This window comes from Burkholderia sp. BCC1999, from assembly GCF_905339975.1.
In the GTDB taxonomy this organism is placed as follows: domain Bacteria; phylum Pseudomonadota; class Gammaproteobacteria; order Burkholderiales; family Burkholderiaceae; genus Burkholderia.
Genome location: NZ_CAJPHP010000021.1, coordinates 73810 through 95370, shown reverse-complemented (window position 1 = coordinate 95370; position 21561 = coordinate 73810). Strand labels below are relative to the sequence as shown.

The following is a 21561-nucleotide window of genomic DNA, read 5'->3' as shown; positions in this document are numbered from 1 at the left end:
GCCGCACCGCTTGCATCACCGGGCGTCCGCTTCGCGCACTGCGCGTACGAACGCCGCCATCCGGGCGTGATCCTTCACGCCCTTTGCGCCCTCCACTTCGATGCCACTCGAGACATCGACAGCAAACGGACGCAACTGGCGGATCGCATCACCGACGTTTTGCGCGCTCAAGCCACCACTCAAAACGGCCCGATGCGCGAGCTCTGCGGGAATAAGAGACCAATCGAAGACCTTGCCGCTACCGCCATAATCCGGCACCAGGGTGTCGAACAGGAGGCCGCGCGCTTTCGAATAATGAAGAGCCGATTCTACCAAATCGGACGGCTGCGTCGAGGGGCCGACGCGCACCGCGCGCAGCCACGGCAGGCGTGCCGCGCGGCCGAGCGCGTCGCACTGCTCGGGCGTCTCGTCGCCGTGGAGCTGCAGCATCGTCAATGGCACGTCGCGCACGACGGCCTCGATCTCGGCCTCGGTCGCATTCACGAACAGCCCGACCACCGACACGAACGGCGGCGCGAGGCTCGCCAGCTCGGCCGCCTGCGCGATGGTCACCGCGCGCGGGCTCTTCGGGTAGAACACGAGGCCGATCGCATCGGCGCCGAGCGCCGCCGCGTGCAGCACGTCCTCGGGGCGCGACAGCCCGCACAGCTTGATGCGCGTGCGCGGCGGCAGGCCGGTGGCGGCGGGAGTCGGGGAAGACACGGCGTGATCCGTCATGATTGAGGGTCCAGATCGGCCCAGACGCTGCTCCACGGCACGCTGCCGAGCTGCGCGGGCGGGACGGCGAATTCCGCCGGGTAGCCGACGTGGGCGAGGTACAGCCCGTCGGCCATGAACGTGGGCGCCGCGAGATTGCGGTCGCGCCCGGCCAGCACGTCGGCGAGCCAGTCGGCCGGATAGCGGCCGCGCCCGACCGCGACGAGGCAGCCCATCAGGTTGCGCACCATGTGATGCAGGAACGCGTTCGCACGGAAGCGGAAATGGATGAAATGCCCCGCGCGCCGCACGTCGATCTGATACAGGTGTTTGACCGGCGTCTTCGACTGGCATTCCGACGACCGGAACGACGAGAAATCGTGCTCGCCGATCAGGTGCGCGGCGGCGGCGCGCATCGCGTCGTCGTCGAGCGGCGTGTGAATCCAGCCCGCGCGCCCGGCCAGCATCGGCGAGCGCACGGGATGCACGTACAGCGCGTAGTAATAGGTGCGCTCGAACGCGGAGAACCGCGCGTGGAACGTGTCCGGCATCGGCTTCGCCCATTGCACCGACACGGTCGACGGCAGGAACGCGTTGGTGCCGCGCACCCACGAGAACACCTCGCGATCGAGATCGGTGTCGAAGTGCACGACCTGCCCGAGCCCGTGCACGCCGGTGTCGGTCCGGCCGGCGACCGTCGTATGCAGCGGCACCCGCGCGAACTCGGCCAGCGCATGCTCGAGCCGGTCCTGCACGGTCTTGCCGTGCGGCTGCGCCTGCCAGCCGCAGAACGCCGCGCCGTCGTACTGGACGCCCAGTGCGATCCGCATCACGCCTCGTCCGCCAGCTTCGCGAGCAGCGCGCGCGCATCGTCGCGCGTCGCGGTGTCGTTCGCGTCGACCACTTCCTGCAGCAGCGTCCGTGCGCCGGACAGGTCGCCCAGTTCGACGTACTCCGATGCGAGATCGAGCTTGTTGCGCGCGATCCGGGCGAGTTCGTCCGCCGTCAGCGCGGGCAGCGTGGCGCCCGGCGCGGACGGCAGGTCGAGATCGAAATCGAGCTTCAGCGCGCCGAACTGCGCGCCGCCGAGCGACGGCAGCGACGACAGCGCAGGGGCGCTGACCGCATGGCCGGCGGGCGTCGCCGCATCCGGATCCCAATCGTACTCGTCGTCCTGGTCGGCCGGATGTTCGTGGGCCGGATGGTTCGAGCCAATCGGCGGGTGCGATGCGATTTGACCGTTAGTTGCAAATTTGTCGGCATCGGACTGCCCTGCCCGCGCTGACAGCTCGTCCGGTGTCAGCGGCGCGCCGCCCGACGTCCGCGGCGGCAACGGCATGTCGAGGCTGCTGAGCGCGCTGATTGCGTTCTGCATCAGCGTCGCGTGTTGCGCGTCGGTCGTCGAAGGCGCGGCAGGCGTGTCGGCCGGCTTGGCGGCGGCCTTTTCTGCCGGTTCTGCATCGTGCGGAACGGGAACCGGCGCTGCGTCGCTCGCGAGCGGCACTGCCGCTTGCGCGGCCGGCAATTCGGGATGCTCGTCATGCGGCTTCGCGACTTCCGGCGTCGACGCCGCGTCAACGGCAGTCGGCTCGACCGTTTCGGCCGCAGCGGCCGTCGCCGCAGCGAGGTACTGATCGGACGCCGCGTCGCGCGCGACCGGCATCTCGGGCAGGATCGGCAGCTCGCGGTCGATCGACGGCGCGGCTTCGGCTTCCGGGGTCACGGCAGCACCTGCCGCGGTTGCCGCCACACCCGCATCGCCCGCTCCGCGGCCCTTCCGGCGCTTGCGCCACGCAAAACCGGCCGCGAGCACGATCACGGCTGCGCCGGCCACGGCGGCAGGACGCCAGTCCATTTGCTCGGTACGGCGCACCGGCGTCGCGACAGGTGCAACCGGTTGAGCAGGCACCGATGCCGGTTGCGCCGCGCTGGCAGCGACGCCGGACGCCGCTTCGCTTGCTGTCGACGCGGCTGCCGACGCACCGGCATCGTTCGCGGCCGGGCGCGGCACGGCGGGTGCCGGCGTGGGCACCGGTGCGACGTCGTTCGTCGTGCCCGGCTTGCCGATGCCGTGCTTCTGCAACTCCATCAGCACGCGGTTCTTCAGCGCCAGCAACTGCTGCAGGCTCGACGGTCGCGGCTGCGACGCGCCCGTGGCGGGCGCCGCACCAGCCGGTTCGTGCGAACCCGAAACCTGGCTGCCCGGCACCGGCTGGACCGCGGCCTCGCTCGCGGACGACGGCGCCGACTGGATCGCCCCGCTCCACACATGCGGACCGCTTGCGCCTGCAGCAGGTGCCGCCGGCTGCAGGCTGTCGGCCGCCGACGCACCGTGCGCCGCCGAAGCGCCGACCGAAGCCGACGCCCCCGCTGCCGTCACAACGCTCGCGCCACTCACCGGAGCCGCGTGGACGGCCGGTGTGACCGGTGCCGACTGCACGGCCGACCCCGGATGCGGCGCGTACGCGCCATGCTGCGCTTCCGCGGCGCTGCCGGATGCAGCGGCAGGCGCGGACGCGGACGCCGTACCCGATGCAGCGACGGCACCGGCCGGCACGAGTGCCGCGCCGGTTGCGTCGAGCGCGGGCACGGTCAGCGTCGCGCCGACTTTCAGGCGGCTCGCGTCGCGCTTCATGAACGCCTGCGGATTGGCGTCGAACAGCGCGCGGCCGGCACGCGCGAGCACGCCGGGATCGTGCGATTGCGTGGCGGCTTTCGCGATGTCGTTCAGCGACTGGCCCGGCTGGACCGTCACGGTGAGCGGTGCGGCGCCGCCGGCAGCCGACGCCGGCAGTTCGACGGTGCCGACGGCCCAGGCCGATGCGGCTGCGCCAAGCGCCAGGATCGCCAGCGCGCCACGCACGGCGCGCGACAGACGGGACTGACGCGGAAACAAGGAAATTCGGGACATCGTTGGCTCTATCGCCGCGCGCGGGCGCGGCTCGGATTCGCGGTTGAAGGCGTCAATAAAGTTGCCGCAGAAATGCAAAAGCGTCGCGCGGAACGCGACGCTTTCGGCTGGTCTGTGCGTCGTAACCGCGTAGTTTACTTCACGCGATCGCGTTCGGGCCGAATTCGTCGCCGGCCGGTGCAACCGGGCGCTGCCGCCCGGAGCTCGGAGGGCCGCAGCCTCCCCGGGTCCGCACCCGGTGGCCGGCACACCGGATTGATCGAACCAACCCGCCCCATGGATGAAAGACATCGCGACATCATCGCTTCCGGAACGAATGGCTCGGCTGTCGCGTACGCCCCGGGCGGCATTGCCCACCGGCGCCTGCGGCGTTGGATCTCGACCGCGAAATCACACACGTCGGCTCAACAATTCGCGCGGCCTGCCGTTAATGAATTAGCCGCCGATAATCAAAAAAAACCTGACGGATGGCCAATCCCACTCAAATCAATTTCAATTTATCGATAAGAAGGCAATTCCCCTCTCTTATCGGAGAATTGCGCATTCCCCCCATCAAAGCCACACCCCACAAGGCTTTCGACTCGCACCCCACGATCCATTGCTCATACAAAAGCATTCATTTCGACAGCAATTCAATTACATTACACAAAATTACACAGACGAAATAATCGCCGTCGATACGATCGCCTTCAAACAGGAATCGGTGCAATTCGACCTTTGCGTTCACCCACGCCGGAAAGGCGGGAGCGCGATCGGCCGGGCTGACGCCGTGCAGTGCCAGAAGTCAGCGCAGTCGCAAGGCTGCATTTACTCACCAGCTCGTTACGGGGATCGAACATGGGCTATCAGCAGGGTTTGAGCGGGTTGACCGGCGCGTCGAGCAATCTCGACGTGATCGGCAACAACATCGCGAACGCAAACACGGTTGGCTTCAAGCAGGGGCGCGCGAACTTCGCCGACATGTACGCGAATTCGGTCGCGACGTCGGCCAACACGCAGATCGGCATCGGCACGCAGCTCGCGTCGGTGCAGCGGAATTTCGGCCAGGGGACGATCAACACGACGAAATCGTCGCTCGACGTCGCGATCAACGGCAACGGCTTCTTCCAGATGTCGAGCAACGGCGTGACCACGTACTCGCGCGACGGCACGTTCCATCGCGACAAGTACGGCGCCATCGTCGACTCGCAAGGCCGCAACCTGATGGGCTACGCGGCCGGCGCGGGCGGCGTGATCAACACCGCGCAGACCGTGGCGCTCCAGGCGCCGACCAACAACATCGCGCCGCGAGCGACGAACACGATTACCGGCCAGTTCAACCTGAACTCGCAGGACAAGGTGCCGACCAAGACGCCGTTCAACGCGAGCGACAGCACGACGTACAACTACAACTCGTCGATCCAGGTCTACGACACGCTCGGCGGCTCGCACCAGGTCACGATGTATTTCGCGAAGAGCGCGGCCGGCACGTGGCAGGCGTACGCGGGCGTGCAGGGCCAGACGCCGACGAATCTCGGCACCGTCACGTTCGATACGTCGGGCCGGATCAGCTCGACGACGTCGGCCACGACCGGCCAGCCGACTCCAAGCCTCGGCCAGTTCGCGTTCTCGATTCCCAACACGACGGGCGGCGCCAACCCGCAGAACCTGACGCTCGACCTGGGCGGCACGACGCAGTACGGCGGCAAGGACGGCGTGACCAATCTCGCGCAGGACGGCTTCGCGAGCGGCACGCTGACGACGTTTTCGATCGGCACCGACGGCAAGCTGACCGGCAACTACTCGAACGGCCAGAGCGCGGTACTCGGCCTGATCGCGCTCGCGAATTTCAACAACCCGAACGGGCTCGTGAACGTCGGCGGGAACCAGTATGTCGAAACCGCCGCGTCGGGCGTGCCGCAAGTCTCCGCGCCGGGCAGCACGAACCACGGCACGCTGCAGGGCAGCGCACTCGAGAACTCGAACGTCGACCTGACGACCGAGCTCGTCAACCTGATCACCGCGCAGCGCAATTACCAAGCGAACGCGCAGACGATCAAGACACAGCAAGCCGTCGACCAGACGCTGCTGAGCATGCGCTGACCCGCATATGAAAAACGCGCCGCGCCAGCCCTGAACCCAGGGCCGACGCGGCGCGTCTTCGTGTGCAGTCCAGCCCGCGGGCCGGACACGCAAGCGGATTTACTTGTCGAGCAGGATGCGCAGCATGCGGCGCAGCGGCTCGGCCGCGCCCCACAGCAGCTGGTCGCCGACCGTGAAGGCCGACAGGTATTCGCCGCCCATCGCGAGCTTGCGCAGGCGGCCGACCGGCACCGTCAGCGTGCCCGTGACGTTCGCCGGCGACAGGTCGCGCATCGACGCTTCGCGCTCGTTCGGCACGACCTTCACCCAATCGTTCGCCGACGCGAGGATGCCGTTGATCTCGTCGAGCGGCACATCCTTGTTCAGCTTGATCGTCAGCGCCTGCGAGTGGCAGCGCATCGCGCCGATCCGCACGCACAGGCCGTCGACCGGGATCGAACCCGGCTCGCCCATTGCCGGCTTGCCGAGGATCTTGTTGGTTTCCGCGCCGCCCTTCCACTCTTCCTTCGACATCCCGTTGCCGAGATCCTTGTCGATCCACGGAATCAGCGAACCGGCCAGCGGCACGCCGAAGTTGCTGGTCGGCATCGCGTCGCTGTTCATTGCGGCCAGCACGCGGCGGTCGATGTCGAGGATCGCGGAAGACGGATCGGCGAGCTGCTCCTTCACCGCACCGTTCAGCGTGCCCATCTGCGCGAGCAGTTCGCGCATGTTCTGCGCGCCCGCGCCCGATGCGGCCTGGTAGGTCATCGCCGTCATCCAGTCGACGAGGTTCTCGCGGAACAGGCCGCCGAGCGCCATCAGCATCAGGCTGACCGTGCAGTTGCCGCCGACGAAGTTCTTCGTGCCCTTGACGAGCGCATCCTTGATCACGTCGAGGTTGACCGGATCGAGGATGATGACTGCGTCATCCTTCATCCGCAGCGACGATGCCGCGTCGATCCAGTAGCCGTTCCAGCCGGCCGCGCGCAGCTTCGGGAACACGTCGTTCGTGTAGTCGCCGCCCTGGCACGTGATGATCACGTCGCACTTCTTCAGCTCGTCGACGTTGGTCGCGTCCTTGAGCGTAGTCTCGTTTTTCGCGAACGACGGCGCCTTGCCGCCCGTGTTGCTGGTGCTGAAAAACACCGGTTCGATCAGGTCGAAATCGCCCTCTTCCTGCATGCGCTGCATCAGGACGCTGCCGACCATGCCGCGCCAACCTACGAGACCTACGTTCATGACTAACCCTTTGCTTTGAATGGAGCTTCCCCGCCATTTCCGTCCCCGCGTGACCGCGCGGGGAAACAGGCGGGCACGACGGCGATCAGCGTTTAATGATCGTTTTCGTGATGACGATGGCGCGCGCACCCACACGGGCAGTGTTGCCGTGGAGTTTCAGGACCGGGGAGATCAGGGAAATCAGCGCCATCGTTCGAGTCTACACAAAGCCGGTGGCCCGCACAACGGCCAACCGTGGGCGAACCGGCCGATTTTCGCGGCCCGTTCGCGCCCTTTCTACATTATCGGTGCCGCATCGCGTTACAGCGCCGCGACCACCGCGTCACCCATCGCTGCCGTGCCGACCTGCTGGCAGCCCGGCGTGGCGATGTCGCCCGTACGGTAACCCTGTTCGAGCACCGTTTTCACCGCGCGCTCGATGCGATCGGCCTGCTCCGCACGATTCAGCGAGTAACGCAGCATCATCGCGGCCGACAGGATCGTCGCGAGCGGGTTCGCGATGCCCTTGCCCGCGATGTCCGGCGCCGAACCGTGCGACGGTTCGTACAGGCCCTTGTTGTTCTTGTCGAGCGACGCCGACGGCAGCATGCCGATCGAGCCCGTCAGCATCGACGCTTCATCCGACAGGATGTCGCCGAACATGTTGCCGGTGACGATCACGTCGAACTGCTTCGGCGCCTTCGCGAGCTGCATCGCCGCGTTGTCGACGTACATGTGCGACAGCTCGACGTCCGCGTATTCCTTCGACACGTCGATCATGATGTCGCGCCAGAACTGCGACGTTTCGAGCACGTTCGCCTTGTCGACCGACAGCAGCTTCTTCGCGCGCTTGCGAGCCGCCTGGAACGCGACGTGCGCAATGCGGCGCACTTCCGGTTCCGAATAGCGCATCGTGTCGAAGCCTTCGCGCTCGCCGGCGAACGGGCCGTCCGGCGCCGCACGCACGCCGCGCGGCTGGCCGAAATAGATGTCGCCGTTCAGTTCGCGCACGATCAGGATGTCGAGGCCCGCGACGAGTTCGGCCTTAAGCGGCGATGCATCGACGAGTTGCGGATAGCAGATCGCCGGGCGGAAGTTCGCGAACAGCTCGAGATGCTTGCGCAGCCCGAGGATCGCCTGCTCGGGGCGCAGCGCGCGCTCGAGCGAGTCGTACTTCCAGTCGCCGACCGCGCCGAACAGGATCGCGTCGGCTTCCTTCGCGAGCTTCAGCGTCGCGTCGGGCAGCGGATGACCGCTCGCCTCGTAGCCCGCGCCGCCGACCGGCGCCTGTTCGAGTTCGAACTTCTCGTCGAGTGCGTTCAGCACCTTCACCGCTTCATTGACGATTTCCGGACCGATGCCGTCGCCGGGCAGCACTGCAATCTTCATGCGAAATTCCTGACTGGGTAGGTTTTATGAGGCAGGCCGGCGAACGCGCCGCTGGCGCGCCCGCCCGAAAGGCACGATCAGCCGACCAGCTTGGTGTTGAGCCACGGCTGCTTCACGAGCCGCTCGGCTTCGAACTGGCGGATCTTGTCCGCATGGCGCAGCGTGAGGCCAATGTCGTCGAAGCCGTTCAGCAGGCAGTACTTGCGGAACGCGGTGATCTCGAACGGATACTCGCGGCCGTCGCCCGAACGCACGACCTGTGCGTCGAGGTCGATCGTCAGTTGAAACCCGTTGAACGCAACCGTCTCGTTGAACAGGTGATCGACCTGCTGCTCGGTCAGCACGATCGGCAGCAAGCCGTTCTTGTAGCAGTTGTTGAAGAAGATGTCCGCGAAGCTCGGTGCGATGATCGCGCGGAAGCCGTACTGCTGCAGCGCCCACGGTGCGTGCTCGCGCGAGCTGCCGCAGCCGAAGTTCTTGCGGGCGATCAGCACCGATGCGCCCTGGTAGCGCGGCTGGTTCAGCACGAAGTCGGGATTCAGCGGACGCTTGGAGTTGTCCTGGCCCGGCTCGCCGTGATCGAGGTAACGCCATTCGTCGAACGCATTCGGACCGAAGCCCGTGCGCTTGATCGACTTCAGGAACTGCTTCGGGATGATCGCGTCGGTGTCGACGTTCTCGCGATCGAGCGGCGCCACGACGCCGGTATGTACAGTGAATTTTTCCATGATCCGTCTATCCGGTTGAAGGGCCGGCGTTCAGCCGGCGCACATCGACAAATCCTCGGCGGGCCGCGTCATTCCGCGGCGCGCTTGATCGCGCTGCCGGCGGCGTTGACGTCCTGCCCGAAGCCCTGGACGGTATTGCAGCCCGCGAGGCCGAACCCTAGCCCCGCCAGCGCCAGCGCGGCAACCAGCCGCGCAATGACCTTCGATGTCGTCACGCGTTACCCCAGCTGGCGAATGTCGACGAAGTGACCTTCGATCGCCGCGGCTGCCGCCATCGCGGGGCTCACGAGGTGCGTGCGACCACCCGCGCCCTGCCGGCCCTCGAAGTTGCGGTTCGACGTCGACGCGCAGCGCTCGCCCGGATCGAGCCGGTCGGCGTTCATCGCGAGGCACATCGAGCAGCCCGGCTCGCGCCATTCGAAGCCGGCATCGGTGAACACCTTGTCGAGCCCTTCGCGCTCGGCCTGCGCCTTCACGAGGCCCGAGCCCGGCACGACCATCGCGAGCCGCACGTTCGACGCGACACGACGGTTCAGTTTCTTCACGACATACGCGGCCGCGCGGATATCTTCGATTCGCGCGTTCGTGCACGAGCCGATGAAGATCTTGTCGACCTTGATCGATTCGATCGGCGTGTTCGGCTCGAGCGCCATGTACGCCAGCGCGCGCTCCATCGCGTCGCGCTTGACCGGATCCTTCTCGCGCTCGGGATCGGGCACGCGACCGTCGATCGACGTGACCATTTCCGGCGACGTGCCCCACGTGACCTGCGGGACGATCTCGGCTGCATTCAGCTCGACCACACGGTCGAACTGCGCGCCGTCGTCCGACTTGAACTGGCGCCAGTATTCGACGGCCTGATCCCATTCCGCGCCGGTCGGCACGAACGGGCGACCCTTCAGGTAATCGACCGTCGTATCGTCGACCGCGACCATGCCCGCACGCGCGCCGGCTTCGATCGCCATGTTGCAGACCGTCATGCGGCCTTCCATCGTGAGCGCGCGGATCGTCGAGCCGCCGAATTCGATCGCGTAGCCCGTGCCGCCTGCCGTGCCGATCTTGCCGATGATCGCGAGCACGATGTCCTTCGCGGTACAGCCGCGCGGCAGCGTGCCCTCGACCTTCACGAGCATGTTCTTGCTCTTCTTCTGCAGCAGGGTTTGCGTCGCGAGCACGTGCTCGACTTCCGACGTACCGATGCCGTGTGCGAGCGCGCCGAACGCGCCGTGCGTCGACGTGTGCGAATCGCCGCACACGATCGTCATGCCCGGCAGCGTCGCGCCCTGTTCCGGCCCGATGATGTGGACGATGCCCTGGCGCACGTCGTTCATCTTGAACTGCGTGATGCCGAACGCATCGCAGTTCGCGTCGAGCGTGTCGACCTGCAGCTTCGAGACGGGATCGGCGATGCCGTGGCTGCGGTCCGTGGTCGGCACGTTGTGGTCGGACACGGCGAGGTTCGCGCTGATGCGCCACACCGGACGCTGCGCCATCTTCAGCCCTTCGAACGCCTGCGGGCTCGTGACTTCGTGCAGCAGCTGACGGTCGATATAGAGCAGGGTCGTGCCGTCTTCCTCGGCGTGGACCACGTGGGTGTTCCACAGTTTGTCGTAGAGAGTCTGTGCCATGGGTATGCGGGGTCGTTGTGACTACAAGCCTTGCGGATGTGGTCGATTATGCCACGCAGCACGCGTCCCGGCGCAGGCCGGATACGAAAAAACCCATTAAAAACAGTGGTTTGGCTGGTAGTCGCAATACCTGTATCGGCATTACCCGGCAAAACGGGGCACGCTCGATCCGGGGCGGACGACGATCGCGCGGACGCGTCGCCCGGATCTCGCGCCGCGCCCCGCGGCCGGCGGCGTCAGCCGTTCGGGTACTCGCGGTTGATCAGGTCGAGCCGCAGCATCGCGAGCTGCATGCCGGCGTTGCTCAGCAGGTAGAGGTCGCGCCGCCGCATGGCCGCCATCTGCGCGGACGCGTCGTAGAGCGACGGCAGCGCGAAGCCTGCCGGCACCGCCGCCTGCATCCCCGCCGTATTCGACGCGCGCACGGCGAGCGAAGCCTGATCCGCATGCGTGACGACGCCGACCTTGCCGAGCGCCGCGGCCGAGCCGGCCTGCTTGACGATTGCGGCGACGACGCCGTCAGGGGTCGGTATCGGGCTGCCGGCCGCCAGCGCAGGTGTCGCAATCGACGTCACGCCGGCCGTCAGACCGTATTTCGACGCGAGCACGCTGGCGATGTCCTGCTGCGCGAAGATCGGCGCCGCGACCTTCTGCCGAAGCTGGAACACGGCGTCCGCAATCGCCTCGTTGACGGGGCCCGGTACGGGTGCTGCGGCCGATGCCCCGGCGCGGTTGCCGAAACTGAACGCGGCGATCGTATTGATGGAAGCCACTGCGACGGTCGGCGGCGTCCACGAGAAGAACGTGTCGAGCAGATAGCCGGTTTCGTCGGTGGCGGTCGCGCGATCGTTCAGCTCGTTCGTCAGCTTGCCGAGCATCTGGCGCTGCAGTTCTGCATCGCTGGCAGGCGCGTCGCTCGCGAACACGGGCGTGGCGGCCGCGCACGCCGCGGCAAGGACGGAGGTGGAAGCCAGGAAATGGCGACGGGTATTCATGGTCATGAGAGTCGTATGGGAAGCGGAAGGCGTCAGCCCTTCGGGAAGGCCTGCATCGTTGCGGTCACCGCGCGCGTCAGCATCTGCGCATACATGTCGTGCACGAGGTAGAGGCTGCGGTTGCGCGTCCACGGCTGGCCCGACTGCGGGTCGTACGTCGTCGGCAGCGCTACCTCGGCAACGGCAGCCGCCTTCATGCCCGCCTGCTGCGACGTCTGGATGCAGCGCTTCGCGTGATCGCGGTGGCCAACCACCGCGACGGCGCCCATCGCCGCCGCCCCGCCCGCCCGCGACACGGCCACGGCCGCGACGCCTGCGGTGCTCAGGTACACGATCGAACCGTCGGTCGCGATCACCGGTTCGACCGACGACAGCACGTCGGCGCCCATTCCGTATTTCGACACGAGGAAACGCGCGATTTCCCACTGCGCATAGACCTTGACGGGCTTCAGTTGACGGATGCGGTACACGGCGTCCGCGAGCGCTTCGTTCACGGGCCCCGGATCGGGCAGCGCCGACTGGTTGCCGCCGGTGCTCGACGTGTTGCCGCTCGCCGCGTTCGGACGATTGCCGAAGCTGTACGCGACGATCGCGCCGATCTGCGCGGCCGGCACCGTCGGCAGGTCCCACGTGAAGCCGACATCGGTCATCGCCGGGACGATCGCGTTGACGACCGCCGCATCGCCGAGCTGCGCGTTCAGCTTCGCGGACATCTGCGCGGCGAGCGCGCTGTCGGTGATCGGCGCCGACGTGACGTCGTCGCCACCGCATGCGCTCAGCAGTGAAGACGCCGCGACGGCTGGCGCGGCGGCGAGGAATTTTCTTCGGGACGAAGCGGGGGAATGCTGACTCATGAGCACGATACGCAGTAATGCGAATGACAACCGCGCCTGGCGACAGGCAGGGTCAATGGCATTCGCAGGTTCAAGGGGAAAGGCAATCGGGCGAGTTCGCGTGAACCGGAATCGCGGCGCGCCACCGATCGACGAAGCGCGATCCTAGGCGGCGTTGGTTAAATTGCGGTGAAAACACCGGTCGAATCCGTTCGATTGCCGCGTCGTTTCGCCGGCGGGCGATCTAGTTTCACATGCGGTGAGCGAATCGCCCATTTGTTTCGCCGGTGGCACGCTCGCGACCGGCACGGGGTTTCGACGTATCGCCACCCGCGCTACGATGGCGCAATACACGTCCCCACGATCCGGACCCGGAGCCCACCACGATGAAGCTCGGCCTGAACGAATCGCTCGCGCGCCTCGACGACGAAGGCACGCTGTTCACGACATTGTTTCGCCACGGCACGCTCGACGTCGAGCTGTACCGGCCGCGCGTCGAGGACATGCAAACGCCACACACGCGCGACGAGATCTACGTGATTGCCACCGGAACGTCGCGCTTCGTCGTCGACGGGCGCGAATGCGACGTCGCGGCCGGCGACACGCTGTTCGTCCCCGCATTCGCGGCGCATCGCTTCGTCGGCTTCTCCGACGATTTCTCGACCTGGGTGTTCTTCTACGGCCCGGAAGGCGGCGAACGCGCGTGACGCATGATGCGCGCGGCGCTTTTCCCGCGATCGCCTAGACTGTCTATTCGCAACGGGCGGCGCGCGGCCGCCCGGTCGTCACGATGCCGACGGCATCCGGTTCAACGAACAGGAAGGCAGCATGCGATATGAACTCTATTACTGGCCCGAGATCCAGGGCCGTGGCGAGTACGTGCGGCTCGCGCTCGAGGCAGCCGAAGCCGACTATGTCGATGTCGCGCGCGAATCGGGGCGCGGGATGGGCGTGGCGGCGATGATGCGCATGATGGACAGCACGAAGGCCGAATGCGTGCCGTTCGCGCCGCCGTTCCTGAAGGCGGGCGACGTGGTCGTCGGGCAGACGGCGAACATCCTGCTGTTTCTCGGCGCGCGGCTCGGGCTCGCACCCGACGACGAAGCCGGCCGGCTGTGGGTGCACCAGCTCCAGCTGACTGTCGCCGATTTCGTCACCGAGATCCACGACACGCATCACCCGATCGCCAGCGGCCTGTATTACGAGGACCAGAAGGCGGAAGCCGCCGAGCGTGCAGCCGATTTCCTAGAGAACCGGCTGCCGAAATTCCTCGGCTACTTTGATCGCGTGCTCGGACAGAATCCGCATGACAGCGGCTATCTCGCGGGCACCGCGCTCAGCTACGCGGACCTGTCGATGTTCCAGTTGCTCGAAGGCCTGCGCTATGCGTTTCCGAAGGCGATGAAGCGCGCGGAGCGGAAAGTCGCGGCGCTCGTCGCACTGCATGATCGCGTCGCGCAGCACCCGCCCGTCGCGCGCTATCTCGTGTCGGCGCGCCGCATCCCGTTCAACGACATGGGGATTTTCCGCCACTATCCGGAGCTGGACACCTAGCGGTGCGGTGACCGATCACGCTTGCGCAGCGACCGCAGTCTCATGCAGATGGCGCCACACGATCAAGCCATCCGCCTCGCGCCGGAACACGACCGTCGAGCGCCGCATCGTGCGTCGCCCTTGCGCGTCGGTCTGCGCCTCGCGATAGCCGATCGTCGCGCCATCGGCCCACACGGCATGCGCGCGCAACTCGTCGATATCGATCACCAGCCCGGGACGCGCGCCGTGACCGTGTGAAAACAGCGCATCGACGCCCGCGTAATCGAGCACCGTGCCCGACATCGTGATCATCGAAAATTCCGGCGAGAAACGCGCCATCAGCGTCGCGAGCCGCTCGGGGCCGGCACAGCCGGACAACCAGCACGCGATGTCGGCAACGGTATCGACGACTTCCTTGAAATACGGGTTCGGCAAATTCATAAGGCTCTCAGGTTCTCACGAGTGGGATGAAGCGGGTTGCGCGAGCGGCGCATGATGTGCGGGAAGCCGTGCGATCAGGCCGAGCGGCAGCAAGGTCAGCAGGACCGCCAGCCCGAAGCACCAACGGTACGGCGCGAGCGACGGACCGCCCGCGTCGAACGCCAGCAACGCATTGAGTGCGCTGCCGAGCACGGCCACGCCGACGCAAAAGCTCAACTGGCGGTTGATGTTCCACAGCGCGCTCGCGTCGCCCATCCGGTCGGCGGGCACGTCGACGAACGCCGCGCTTTGCGACGTGCTCGTGCACAGGCTCGCGCCGAACCCCATCGCCGCGAATGCCGCGATGCGCACGGCTTCGACGCCGGCCCACGGCGTCGCGAGCAGTGCGATGCCAACGCAATCGATCGCGATGCCGTATGCGAACAACGGCTTCGCGCCGTGGCGTGCGAAGCAGCGGCGCGTGGTCGCGATCGCGAAGAACGCCGCGATCGCCCACGGCAGCATCAGCGCACCGACATGCGCAGCGCTCAATCCGAGCGCGTTCTGCAGGTAGAGCGACGCGACGAGGTTGACGCCTGTAAAGATGCCCGGCACGCACAGATAGACCACCACGCCGGCCCGCAGCAACGGTTGTGCGAGCAGGCGCAGGTCGACGACGGGCGACCTGGCACGACGCGCATGCGCCGCATAGCCGGCGCCTGTCACGACCGCGACGGCCAGCATCGCGACCGTGAAACCCGCGCCGCCGGGCTGCCCCGCCGCGGTCAACCCGAGCAGCAGCGCGACGAGCGTGGCCGCGCTCAGGCCGAGCCCCGGCCAGTCGAGTCGCGGCGGCCGGTCGCGCACGCCGTCGCGCGGCAACCAGGCGAACGAGAGCGCGCAGGTCGCGGCCGCGATCGGCAACATCGCGAAGAAGATCGCGCGCCACGACCCGCGATCGACGATTGCCCCGCCGATCGCAGGCGAGACCGCGGGCACGAGCAGCGCGACCATCATCACGATCGACGTGAGCCGCGCCCGCGCCTGCGGCGGATACGCGCGATAGGCCATCGTCTGCCCGACCGGAATCAGCAGCCCGCCGCCGAGCCCCTGGACCAGCCGCCACGCGAGCAGCGCCTCGATCGACGGCGACGCGCCGACGCCGGCACTGCCGAACCCGAACAGCAGCAACGATGCGGCGAACACGCGCCGCTCTCCGCAGCGGCGCGCGAGCCATGTGCCGAACGGAATCACGACGGTCAGGCCGAGCACATACATGTTGCCGACCCACGCAAGCTGCGCGACCAACGCGTGCAGTTCGCGCTGCAGCGCCGGATACGCGGCGTTCAGCATGAACATGTTCGCGAGGTCGATCGCGAAGCCGAGCAGGTAGACGGCGGCGATTCTGGAACGGTCTGACATGGCGGCGGGAACATCACGAAACGCCGCAGTGTAGAAGCCGGCGCGGACATCGGTAAGCGGCCGGATTCGACGGGTCCCGTCGAAATTTTTTGACAATCGGATCACGCCGCGACGACGCCGCACCCGGACGCACATTCGGGTACCCTTCGAGCGATCCAACGCATAGACAGGACCCACGCCCCAACCATGGTGAGCCTCGATCGTTTTGCCGTATTCCGTGCCGTGGTCGAAGCCGGTTCGTTCACGGCCGCCGCAACCGCGCTGAACCAGGCGCGGGCGGCCGTCAGCTTCAACGTGAAGCAGCTCGAAGCCGAGCTCGGCGTCACGCTGCTCACGCGGACGACCCGGCGTGTCGAGCTGACCGACGCAGGCGAGCGTTTCTACCAGCGCTGCCTGCGCGTGCTCGAAGAAGCCGAAGGTGCGATCGACGAGGTGCGTGGCGAGCATGGCGGGATGCAGGGCATCCTGCGCGTGACGTCGACGGTCGAGTATGCGGCGCGCGTCCTCGCACCGATGCTGCATGCGTTCACCGCGCAGCATCCCGCGTTACGCGTGCGGCTCGAAACGCACACGTCGCAGGCCGATCTCGTGCGCGACCGCTTCGACGTCGCGATCCGGCTCGGACGCCACGAGCACTTTCGCGACCTGCCCTATCGCGGCGCCTGCCTTGCTACCTACGACGTGCTCGCCGTGATGGCGCCCGACCTGCCGGCGAAGGCCGGGCTCCCGCAACCGGTGTCGCCCGGCGACCTCGCCCGCCTGCCGCAGCTCGGTCACAGCCGGCTCGAGCGGATCGCCGAATGGACGCTCACCGATCGCGCGGGCAACCAACATGCGTTTCGACCGGCCACGAAGCCTCGCGTCGTCGTCGACAATGCATCGGTGTTGCGTGAACTCGCGCGCCAGGGCAGCGGCGTTGCGCTGCTGCCCGAATGGCTCGTGCGCGACGATCTCGACAGTGGCGCACTGGTCGATGCGCTGCCCGCCTTCCGGTTTCCGCAGCAGAACGTCTACGCGCTGTACGTCGCGACGCGGCACGTGCCGCAGAAAGTGCGCGCGTGGGTGGACTTCATGAAGGAGCAATTGCAGCACGTGCACTGAGCGCGGTTTGCGCGGTTTGCGCGCGTCGCTGCGCGCGGGCCGCCGCGGCAAAGCCGGCCGTACGACACGACCGGCTTCGGTTGCCGCGCTTTCAGTGCCGCGCAGTCAGTGCGGGTGCCCGTGCTGCGAGGCCGTCGCATCGACTGCCTCGACCGAACGCGTCAGCCACGGCCCGATGTCCATCTCCTCGTAGCGCACGAGCCGGCTCTTGTGCGCACGGCGGTACGCCCACCAGATCGCGACGAACAGCGGAATCCACACGTAGATCGACAACACTTCCATCCAGTCGATGCGCGCCGCGAAGAACGCCTGGTAGTCCTGCCCGAGCGAGATCACGATGCAGATCGCGATCGCGAACAGCGGCCCGAACGGAAACCATTTCGCGCGGTACGGCAGCTGGTCGAGCCGGTAGCCCTGCTTCAGGAAGCCCTTGCGGAACCGGTAATGGCACACCGCGATGCCGAGCCACGCGATGAAGCCCGTGATGCCGACCGTATTCAGCAGCCACAGATAGATGCTCTGGTTGTTGGTCAGCGACGTGAGGAAGCACAGCCCGCCGACGGCCATCGTCGCGTACAGCGCGTTGCGCGGCACACCGCCCGGCGACAGCGTCGCGAACATCGCCGGCACGCGCCCTTCCGCTGCCAGGTTGTACAACATCCGCGTCGCCGCATAGGTGCCGGAATTGCCGGCCGACAGCACGGCCGTCAGGATCACCAGATTCATCGCACCGGCGGCGAGCGGGAAGCCCGCGTGGCTGAACACCAGCGTGAACGGGCTCACGCCGATGTCGGTCACGTCGCTCTTCAGCAGGTTCGGGTCGGTGTACGGCACGAGCAGGCCGATCACGAAGATCGCGAACACGTAGAACAGCATGATCCGCCAGAAGATCTGCTTCACCGCGCGCGGGATCGTCTTGCGCGGATTCTCCGATTCGCCGGCCGTGATCCCGACCAGCTCGGTGCCGAGAAACGAGAAGCCTGCGATCAGCGCGACGCTCATCATCGCGTGCACGCCGCCGACGAACGGCGCGTCGCCCGTCGTGAAGTTGCGCAAGCCGACCGGATGCCCGGTGCCGATCAGACCGGCGGCGATCAACAGCCCGGCCGCGATGAACGCGACCACGGTGACGACCTTGATCAGCGAGAACCAGTATTCCGATTCCCCGAAGCCGCGCACCGACAGCGTATTGAGCAGGAAGATCAGCACGAGGAAGCCCGCGCCCCACCAGATGCCGGGCACGGTCGGAAACCAGTAGCGCATCACGATCTGCGCGGCGACCAGCTCGATCGCGATCGTCACGGCCCAGCTGTACCAGTAGGTCCAGCCGAGCGCGACGCCGAAACCTTCGTCGACGTACTTCTCGCCGTAGGTCGCAAACGAACCCGATACCGGCATCAATGCGGCCATCTCGCCGAGGCCCGTGACGACGAAGTACACCATCAGCCCGATCGCGATATACGCGGCGATCGCCCCGCCCGGCCCCGCCTGTGCGACCGAGGCGCCCGACGCGACGAACAGCCCCGTGCCGATCGATCCGCCGATCGCGATCATCGCGATGTGACGGCCCTGCAGACGGCGCTTGAGCGTCGTCCCGGACGGCGCGGCCGTCTCCACTGCCGCTTGCATAGCATCCATAGTGTTCACCCTGATTGGATTCGGGTCAGCCGATTTGATTCGGATTCCAAATCGACCAGCCTGGTCATTCGCCTCGAAACCGGCCCTGCCCGGCCGGCCGCATCACACGACGCTGCGCTTGATCGCCTGCAGTTCGGCCGTGGTCACGATCTTCTCGATTCGGAACCGCGGGCTTTCCAGCCACACGTTCGCGATCCGCCGGTACTCGTCGAGATCCTCGCACGCGAGCCGCACGAGAAAATCGAACGTGCCGCTGACGAGCCAGCAATCGAGCACGGCCGGATTTGCGCGCATTTCGTCCTCGAACGGCGCCTGCGAACGCCCGTGGTCGGCCAGCACGATCTGCGCGATCACGACGATCGGCTTGGTCGCGCGCGGCGCCTTGATCACCGCCCGGTAGCCTTCGATCACGCCGAGCGCCTCGAGCCGCTCCACGCGCGCCTGGCAGGGCCGCGGCGTGAGGTTCACGAGCTCGGACAGCTTCCGGTAGGAAATCCGCCCGTCGGTACGCAGGATATCGAGGATCCGGAGATCGATCTTGTCGAGCTGCATCTTCTTGTCGGTCATCCGCGTTCGCTCCGGTCGGATCGTGGCTGGTGCGCGGAACGTCGCCTTGTCCGCGCGGGGGCCACATTATCCGGCCGAAGCGGCCGCGCGCCAATCGGCTAGAACCGCAGCGACAGGCAGGTCAGGCCGCCGTCCATCTTGCGGAACTCGCTGGTGTCGATCACGTGCAGCGGCATGCCGAGCGATGCGATCGCGTCATGGACGCGCGGATAGCCGGCCGGCGTGATCAGCGTGCCGTTCACGCGCAGCGTATTGCCCGCGTATTCGTCGGCGGCCGAGATCGCGATCCGGCGATAGTCGGCGAACGCCGGATGCGCGGCCAGCGCTTCGGTCACGAGCAACGTGTCGTCGCCGAGCGCGTTGACGACCGACTTCAGGTGCAGGCCGGCGCCGACCGGCACCGCGACGACCGAGTAGCCGTAGCGCGACACCAGCGATTCGAACGCGGCAATGCCTTCGGCATCGGTGCGGCCCGTCAGGCCGATGTAGAAGCGCTTGCCGACCTGCATCACGTCGCCGCCGTCGAGGCGGCCGTCCTGCATCGGCAGCAGGTCGCGATGTGCGGCGAGCGCCGCTTCGATATGCACCGTCTCGCCGCGCCGCGCAGGTGCGCCCGGTCGCGTGATCACCGCGAATTCCGGCGTCACGACCGCGGTGTCCTCGACGAAGTGCGAATCGGGGAACGCGTCCAGCGGCGGCAGTTCGGTCAGCTCGACGCCGAGCGTGCGCAGCGCGTCGCAGTATGCGTGGAATTGCGTGAGCGTCTTGTCGTAATCGGGCGCGCCGAGTTCGGCGGTGGTCAGGCCCGCGCCGCAGGACGGCGCGGGACGGCGAACGATCGCTTGCGTGAATTGCATCGACTCCTCCATGATCTGCGCCGCACCCTTGCGGCGCAAGGGCCGGCGGCGCTGTGTCCGGACCATTATCGGAAGCCAAATTGCGCAATTCGTGTCGATTTCGACTCCGCTGACAGCCGATTGCGTCGAATTGCGCGCGGCACGCAGCGGATTCGGCAAACGGTCGTTCGCCGCATCGCGAACGGCCGCCCGCTCACGCGGCGCGGCCGTTACGCGCCGGGCCCGAACCCCATCTGCGCGCGGCCCAGCGCCGTCAGATCGCCCTCCCCGCCGCGCCCGTCGAATTCGACCTCGAAATGGTCGGCCGGGAAATCGGGCGGGCTCTCGCCGCGCAGGAACGCGGACCGCTGGCGCTGCAGGTACGCGTCGTTCTTCGCGCAGCCCGGTGCCGCGGCGATGTACATCACGTTGCTGTCGCCGCTGCCGCGATGCGCATCCTCGACCGCGTGCACGACGTCGCCGTGCCAGAACACCGCGTCGCCGGGCTCCATGTGCGGTATCGGCACCAGCGCGTCGAGCAGCAGCGCATGCCATTCGGGCCGGATCGACAGCGCACGGCCGGGACGCGCGCCGCACAGATCGTCGTCGTCGACATCGTCCTGCAGCGCGCGCAGCACGACGTAGGCCATCGCGTTCGCGACCGGGATCAATTGCAGCGTGCCGTCGCCGGGCCCCTGCGGCGTCAGCGCGGTCCAGCCCTGGAACGTGCGGAACATCGAGCAGACGGCCGGCGACGGAATCTCCTCCACGTCGGGACGGAACGCGGCATCGAACGGATCGTAGTCGAGCCAGCGCCCGGCCAGCACGTGACGGTAGACCTGCCGGAAGTTCGCGCCGAGCCAGCGCTCGACGGAGCCGCCGTCCACGTGCGGCGACAGCCCCAGCGACGACGAACCGGGCGGCCGGCGGCGAATCCGGTCCGCATAGGCCGGCACCTGGTCGGGATCGAAATGCATGCGTGCGGCATCCGCATGCCGCCACAGGCAGTTCAGGAACACGCGCGCCTGTGTCAGCGCCGGCGACTGGCGCGCGGCCACCTGCGGCCTCGACCAGTAGACGCCGTAGATCTGCGGCTTGCCCGATGCGAGATTGCCGAAATAGCGGTCTTCCGCGCGCGCATTCAACCGGTCGGCGAAGCGGTTCGCGTCCAGATACGCGCCGATCTCGTCGTTCCAGTCGCTCGCCTGCCGTGCATCGAACACGCCGCGAATCACGACCGCGCCATGCGTACGAATCGCGGCAATCGCGCGGGGATCGACGGCTCCGCCCGCGATATCCGCGAACGGCACGATCGGAATCACGTCATCGCCGTGCGCGTGCGCACGGCGGATCGCATCGACCTGCCGCGCGATGTCGCCCTCCAGCTCGCGGAACGACGCCGCATAACCGGGCAGGTCGGCGCGCAGCACCCGTTTCGCCGCGCGGATCGCGGCCGGCAGATCGTCAATCGTCAGTTGCATCGGGGTCTCCTCGCTGAAGCGTGTCGTGATGTGCTGTCAGCGTACGGCCGGCACGCGCCCGCCATCACCCCTATCCGGCCAACTATCGATACAATCCTGAC

Annotated in this window: 20 protein-coding genes; 4 read left to right on the top strand and 16 right to left on the bottom strand. The window is 67.1% G+C overall.

Features of this window, described 5'->3' with window-relative positions; translation table 11 throughout:
* Nucleotides 1-15 precede the first annotated feature (15 nt).
* From U5809_RS26750 to U5809_RS26740, 3 genes are read right to left on the bottom strand one after another with little or no spacing between them, the layout of a single operon-like run.
* A complete protein-coding gene (locus U5809_RS26750) occupies nt 16-717 on the bottom strand; it encodes a phosphoribosylanthranilate isomerase (protein WP_322088717.1) in 702 nt (233 codons plus the stop codon).
* A complete protein-coding gene (gene truA, locus U5809_RS26745) occupies nt 714-1526 on the bottom strand; it encodes a tRNA pseudouridine(38-40) synthase TruA (protein WP_322088716.1) in 813 nt (270 codons plus the stop codon). Before truA ends, U5809_RS26750 begins: the two co-directional genes overlap by 4 nt.
* Entirely contained in the window at nt 1526-3607 is a 2082-nt protein-coding gene (locus tag U5809_RS26740) for a FimV/HubP family polar landmark protein (protein ID WP_322088715.1), read from the bottom strand. The genes truA and U5809_RS26740 overlap by 1 nt, the downstream gene beginning before the upstream one ends.
* An 837-nt stretch (nt 3608-4444) precedes the next feature.
* Between U5809_RS26740 and flgE the strand changes: the two genes are divergently transcribed.
* Nucleotides 4445-5689: a flagellar hook protein FlgE gene (flgE, locus tag U5809_RS26735; RefSeq protein WP_322088714.1), complete on the top strand. Its 1245-nt coding sequence runs from the start codon at nt 4445-4447 to the stop codon at nt 5687-5689.
* 99 nt (nt 5690-5788) lie between these two features.
* Here the strand turns inward: flgE and asd are convergent, their stop codons facing one another.
* The 7 genes from asd to U5809_RS26695 form a co-directional block, all read right to left on the bottom strand.
* A complete protein-coding gene (gene asd, locus U5809_RS26730) occupies nt 5789-6910 on the bottom strand; it encodes an aspartate-semialdehyde dehydrogenase (protein ID WP_282510844.1) in 1122 nt (373 codons plus the stop codon).
* Nucleotides 6911-7210: 300 nt separating this feature from the next.
* Nucleotides 7211-8278 (bottom strand): 3-isopropylmalate dehydrogenase, encoded by a 1068-nt coding sequence (gene leuB, locus U5809_RS26720; protein WP_282510873.1) that lies wholly within the window; start codon nt 8276-8278, stop codon nt 7211-7213.
* A gap of 77 nt (nt 8279-8355) precedes the next feature.
* Nucleotides 8356-9006 carry a 3-isopropylmalate dehydratase small subunit gene (gene leuD, locus U5809_RS26715; protein WP_175841754.1) on the bottom strand — a complete coding sequence of 217 codons (651 nt, stop codon included), beginning with the start codon at nt 9004-9006 and terminating at the stop codon, nt 8356-8358.
* A 68-nt stretch (nt 9007-9074) separates the two neighbouring features.
* Entirely contained in the window at nt 9075-9221 is a 147-nt protein-coding gene (locus U5809_RS26710) for an entericidin A/B family lipoprotein (RefSeq protein WP_282510878.1), read from the bottom strand.
* A gap of 3 nt (nt 9222-9224) precedes the next feature.
* A complete protein-coding gene (leuC, locus tag U5809_RS26705; protein WP_282510881.1) occupies nt 9225-10634 on the bottom strand; it encodes a 3-isopropylmalate dehydratase large subunit in 1410 nt (469 codons plus the stop codon).
* A 236-nt stretch (nt 10635-10870) separates the two neighbouring features.
* A complete protein-coding gene (locus U5809_RS26700; RefSeq protein WP_322088712.1) occupies nt 10871-11629 on the bottom strand; it encodes a Tat pathway signal protein in 759 nt (252 codons plus the stop codon).
* Nucleotides 11630-11661: 32 nt separating this feature from the next.
* A complete protein-coding gene (locus U5809_RS26695) occupies nt 11662-12483 on the bottom strand; it encodes a hypothetical protein (RefSeq protein WP_322088711.1) in 822 nt (273 codons plus the stop codon).
* Between the two features lie 365 nt (nt 12484-12848).
* Between U5809_RS26695 and U5809_RS26690 the strand changes: the two genes are divergently transcribed.
* The gene (locus U5809_RS26690) at nt 12849-13169 is read left to right on the top strand and encodes a cupin domain-containing protein (protein ID WP_322088710.1); all 321 of its coding nucleotides are present in this window, start codon (nt 12849-12851) and stop codon (nt 13167-13169) included.
* A gap of 121 nt (nt 13170-13290) precedes the next feature.
* Nucleotides 13291-14016 carry a glutathione S-transferase gene (locus U5809_RS26685; protein WP_322088709.1) on the top strand — a complete coding sequence of 242 codons (726 nt, stop codon included), beginning with the start codon at nt 13291-13293 and terminating at the stop codon, nt 14014-14016.
* 15 nt (nt 14017-14031) lie between these two features.
* Here U5809_RS26685 and U5809_RS26680 read toward each other — a convergent pair whose 3' ends face one another.
* Both U5809_RS26680 and U5809_RS26675 read right to left on the bottom strand, forming a co-directional pair.
* Nucleotides 14032-14436, bottom strand: a complete 405-nt coding sequence (locus tag U5809_RS26680; RefSeq protein WP_322088708.1) for a DUF4440 domain-containing protein — start codon at nt 14434-14436, stop codon at nt 14032-14034.
* 15 nt (nt 14437-14451) lie between these two features.
* On the bottom strand, nt 14452-15837 hold the full coding sequence (locus U5809_RS26675) for an MFS transporter (RefSeq protein WP_322088707.1): 1386 nt from the start codon (nt 15835-15837) through the stop codon (nt 14452-14454).
* A 186-nt stretch (nt 15838-16023) separates the two neighbouring features.
* Here U5809_RS26675 and U5809_RS26670 point away from each other — a divergent pair, with 186 nt between their 5' ends.
* A complete protein-coding gene (locus tag U5809_RS26670; RefSeq protein WP_322088706.1) occupies nt 16024-16938 on the top strand; it encodes a LysR family transcriptional regulator in 915 nt (304 codons plus the stop codon).
* A gap of 105 nt (nt 16939-17043) precedes the next feature.
* Here U5809_RS26670 and U5809_RS26665 read toward each other — a convergent pair whose 3' ends face one another.
* The 4 genes from U5809_RS26665 to U5809_RS26650 all read right to left on the bottom strand — a co-directional run bounded on the left by U5809_RS26665 (nt 17044) and on the right by U5809_RS26650 (nt 21460).
* On the bottom strand, nt 17044-18576 hold the full coding sequence (locus U5809_RS26665; protein WP_322088705.1) for an amino acid permease: 1533 nt from the start codon (nt 18574-18576) through the stop codon (nt 17044-17046).
* Nucleotides 18577-18678: 102 nt separating this feature from the next.
* Nucleotides 18679-19143, bottom strand: a complete 465-nt coding sequence (locus U5809_RS26660; RefSeq protein ID WP_021158710.1) for an Lrp/AsnC family transcriptional regulator — start codon at nt 19141-19143, stop codon at nt 18679-18681.
* Nucleotides 19144-19241: 98 nt separating this feature from the next.
* Nucleotides 19242-20000 carry a dimethylarginine dimethylaminohydrolase family protein gene (locus tag U5809_RS26655; protein ID WP_322088704.1) on the bottom strand — a complete coding sequence of 253 codons (759 nt, stop codon included), beginning with the start codon at nt 19998-20000 and terminating at the stop codon, nt 19242-19244.
* Between the two features lie 209 nt (nt 20001-20209).
* The gene (locus tag U5809_RS26650; protein WP_322088703.1) at nt 20210-21460 is read right to left on the bottom strand and encodes a DUF1479 domain-containing protein; all 1251 of its coding nucleotides are present in this window, start codon (nt 21458-21460) and stop codon (nt 20210-20212) included.
* Between the last annotated feature and the right edge of the window lie 101 nt (nt 21461-21561).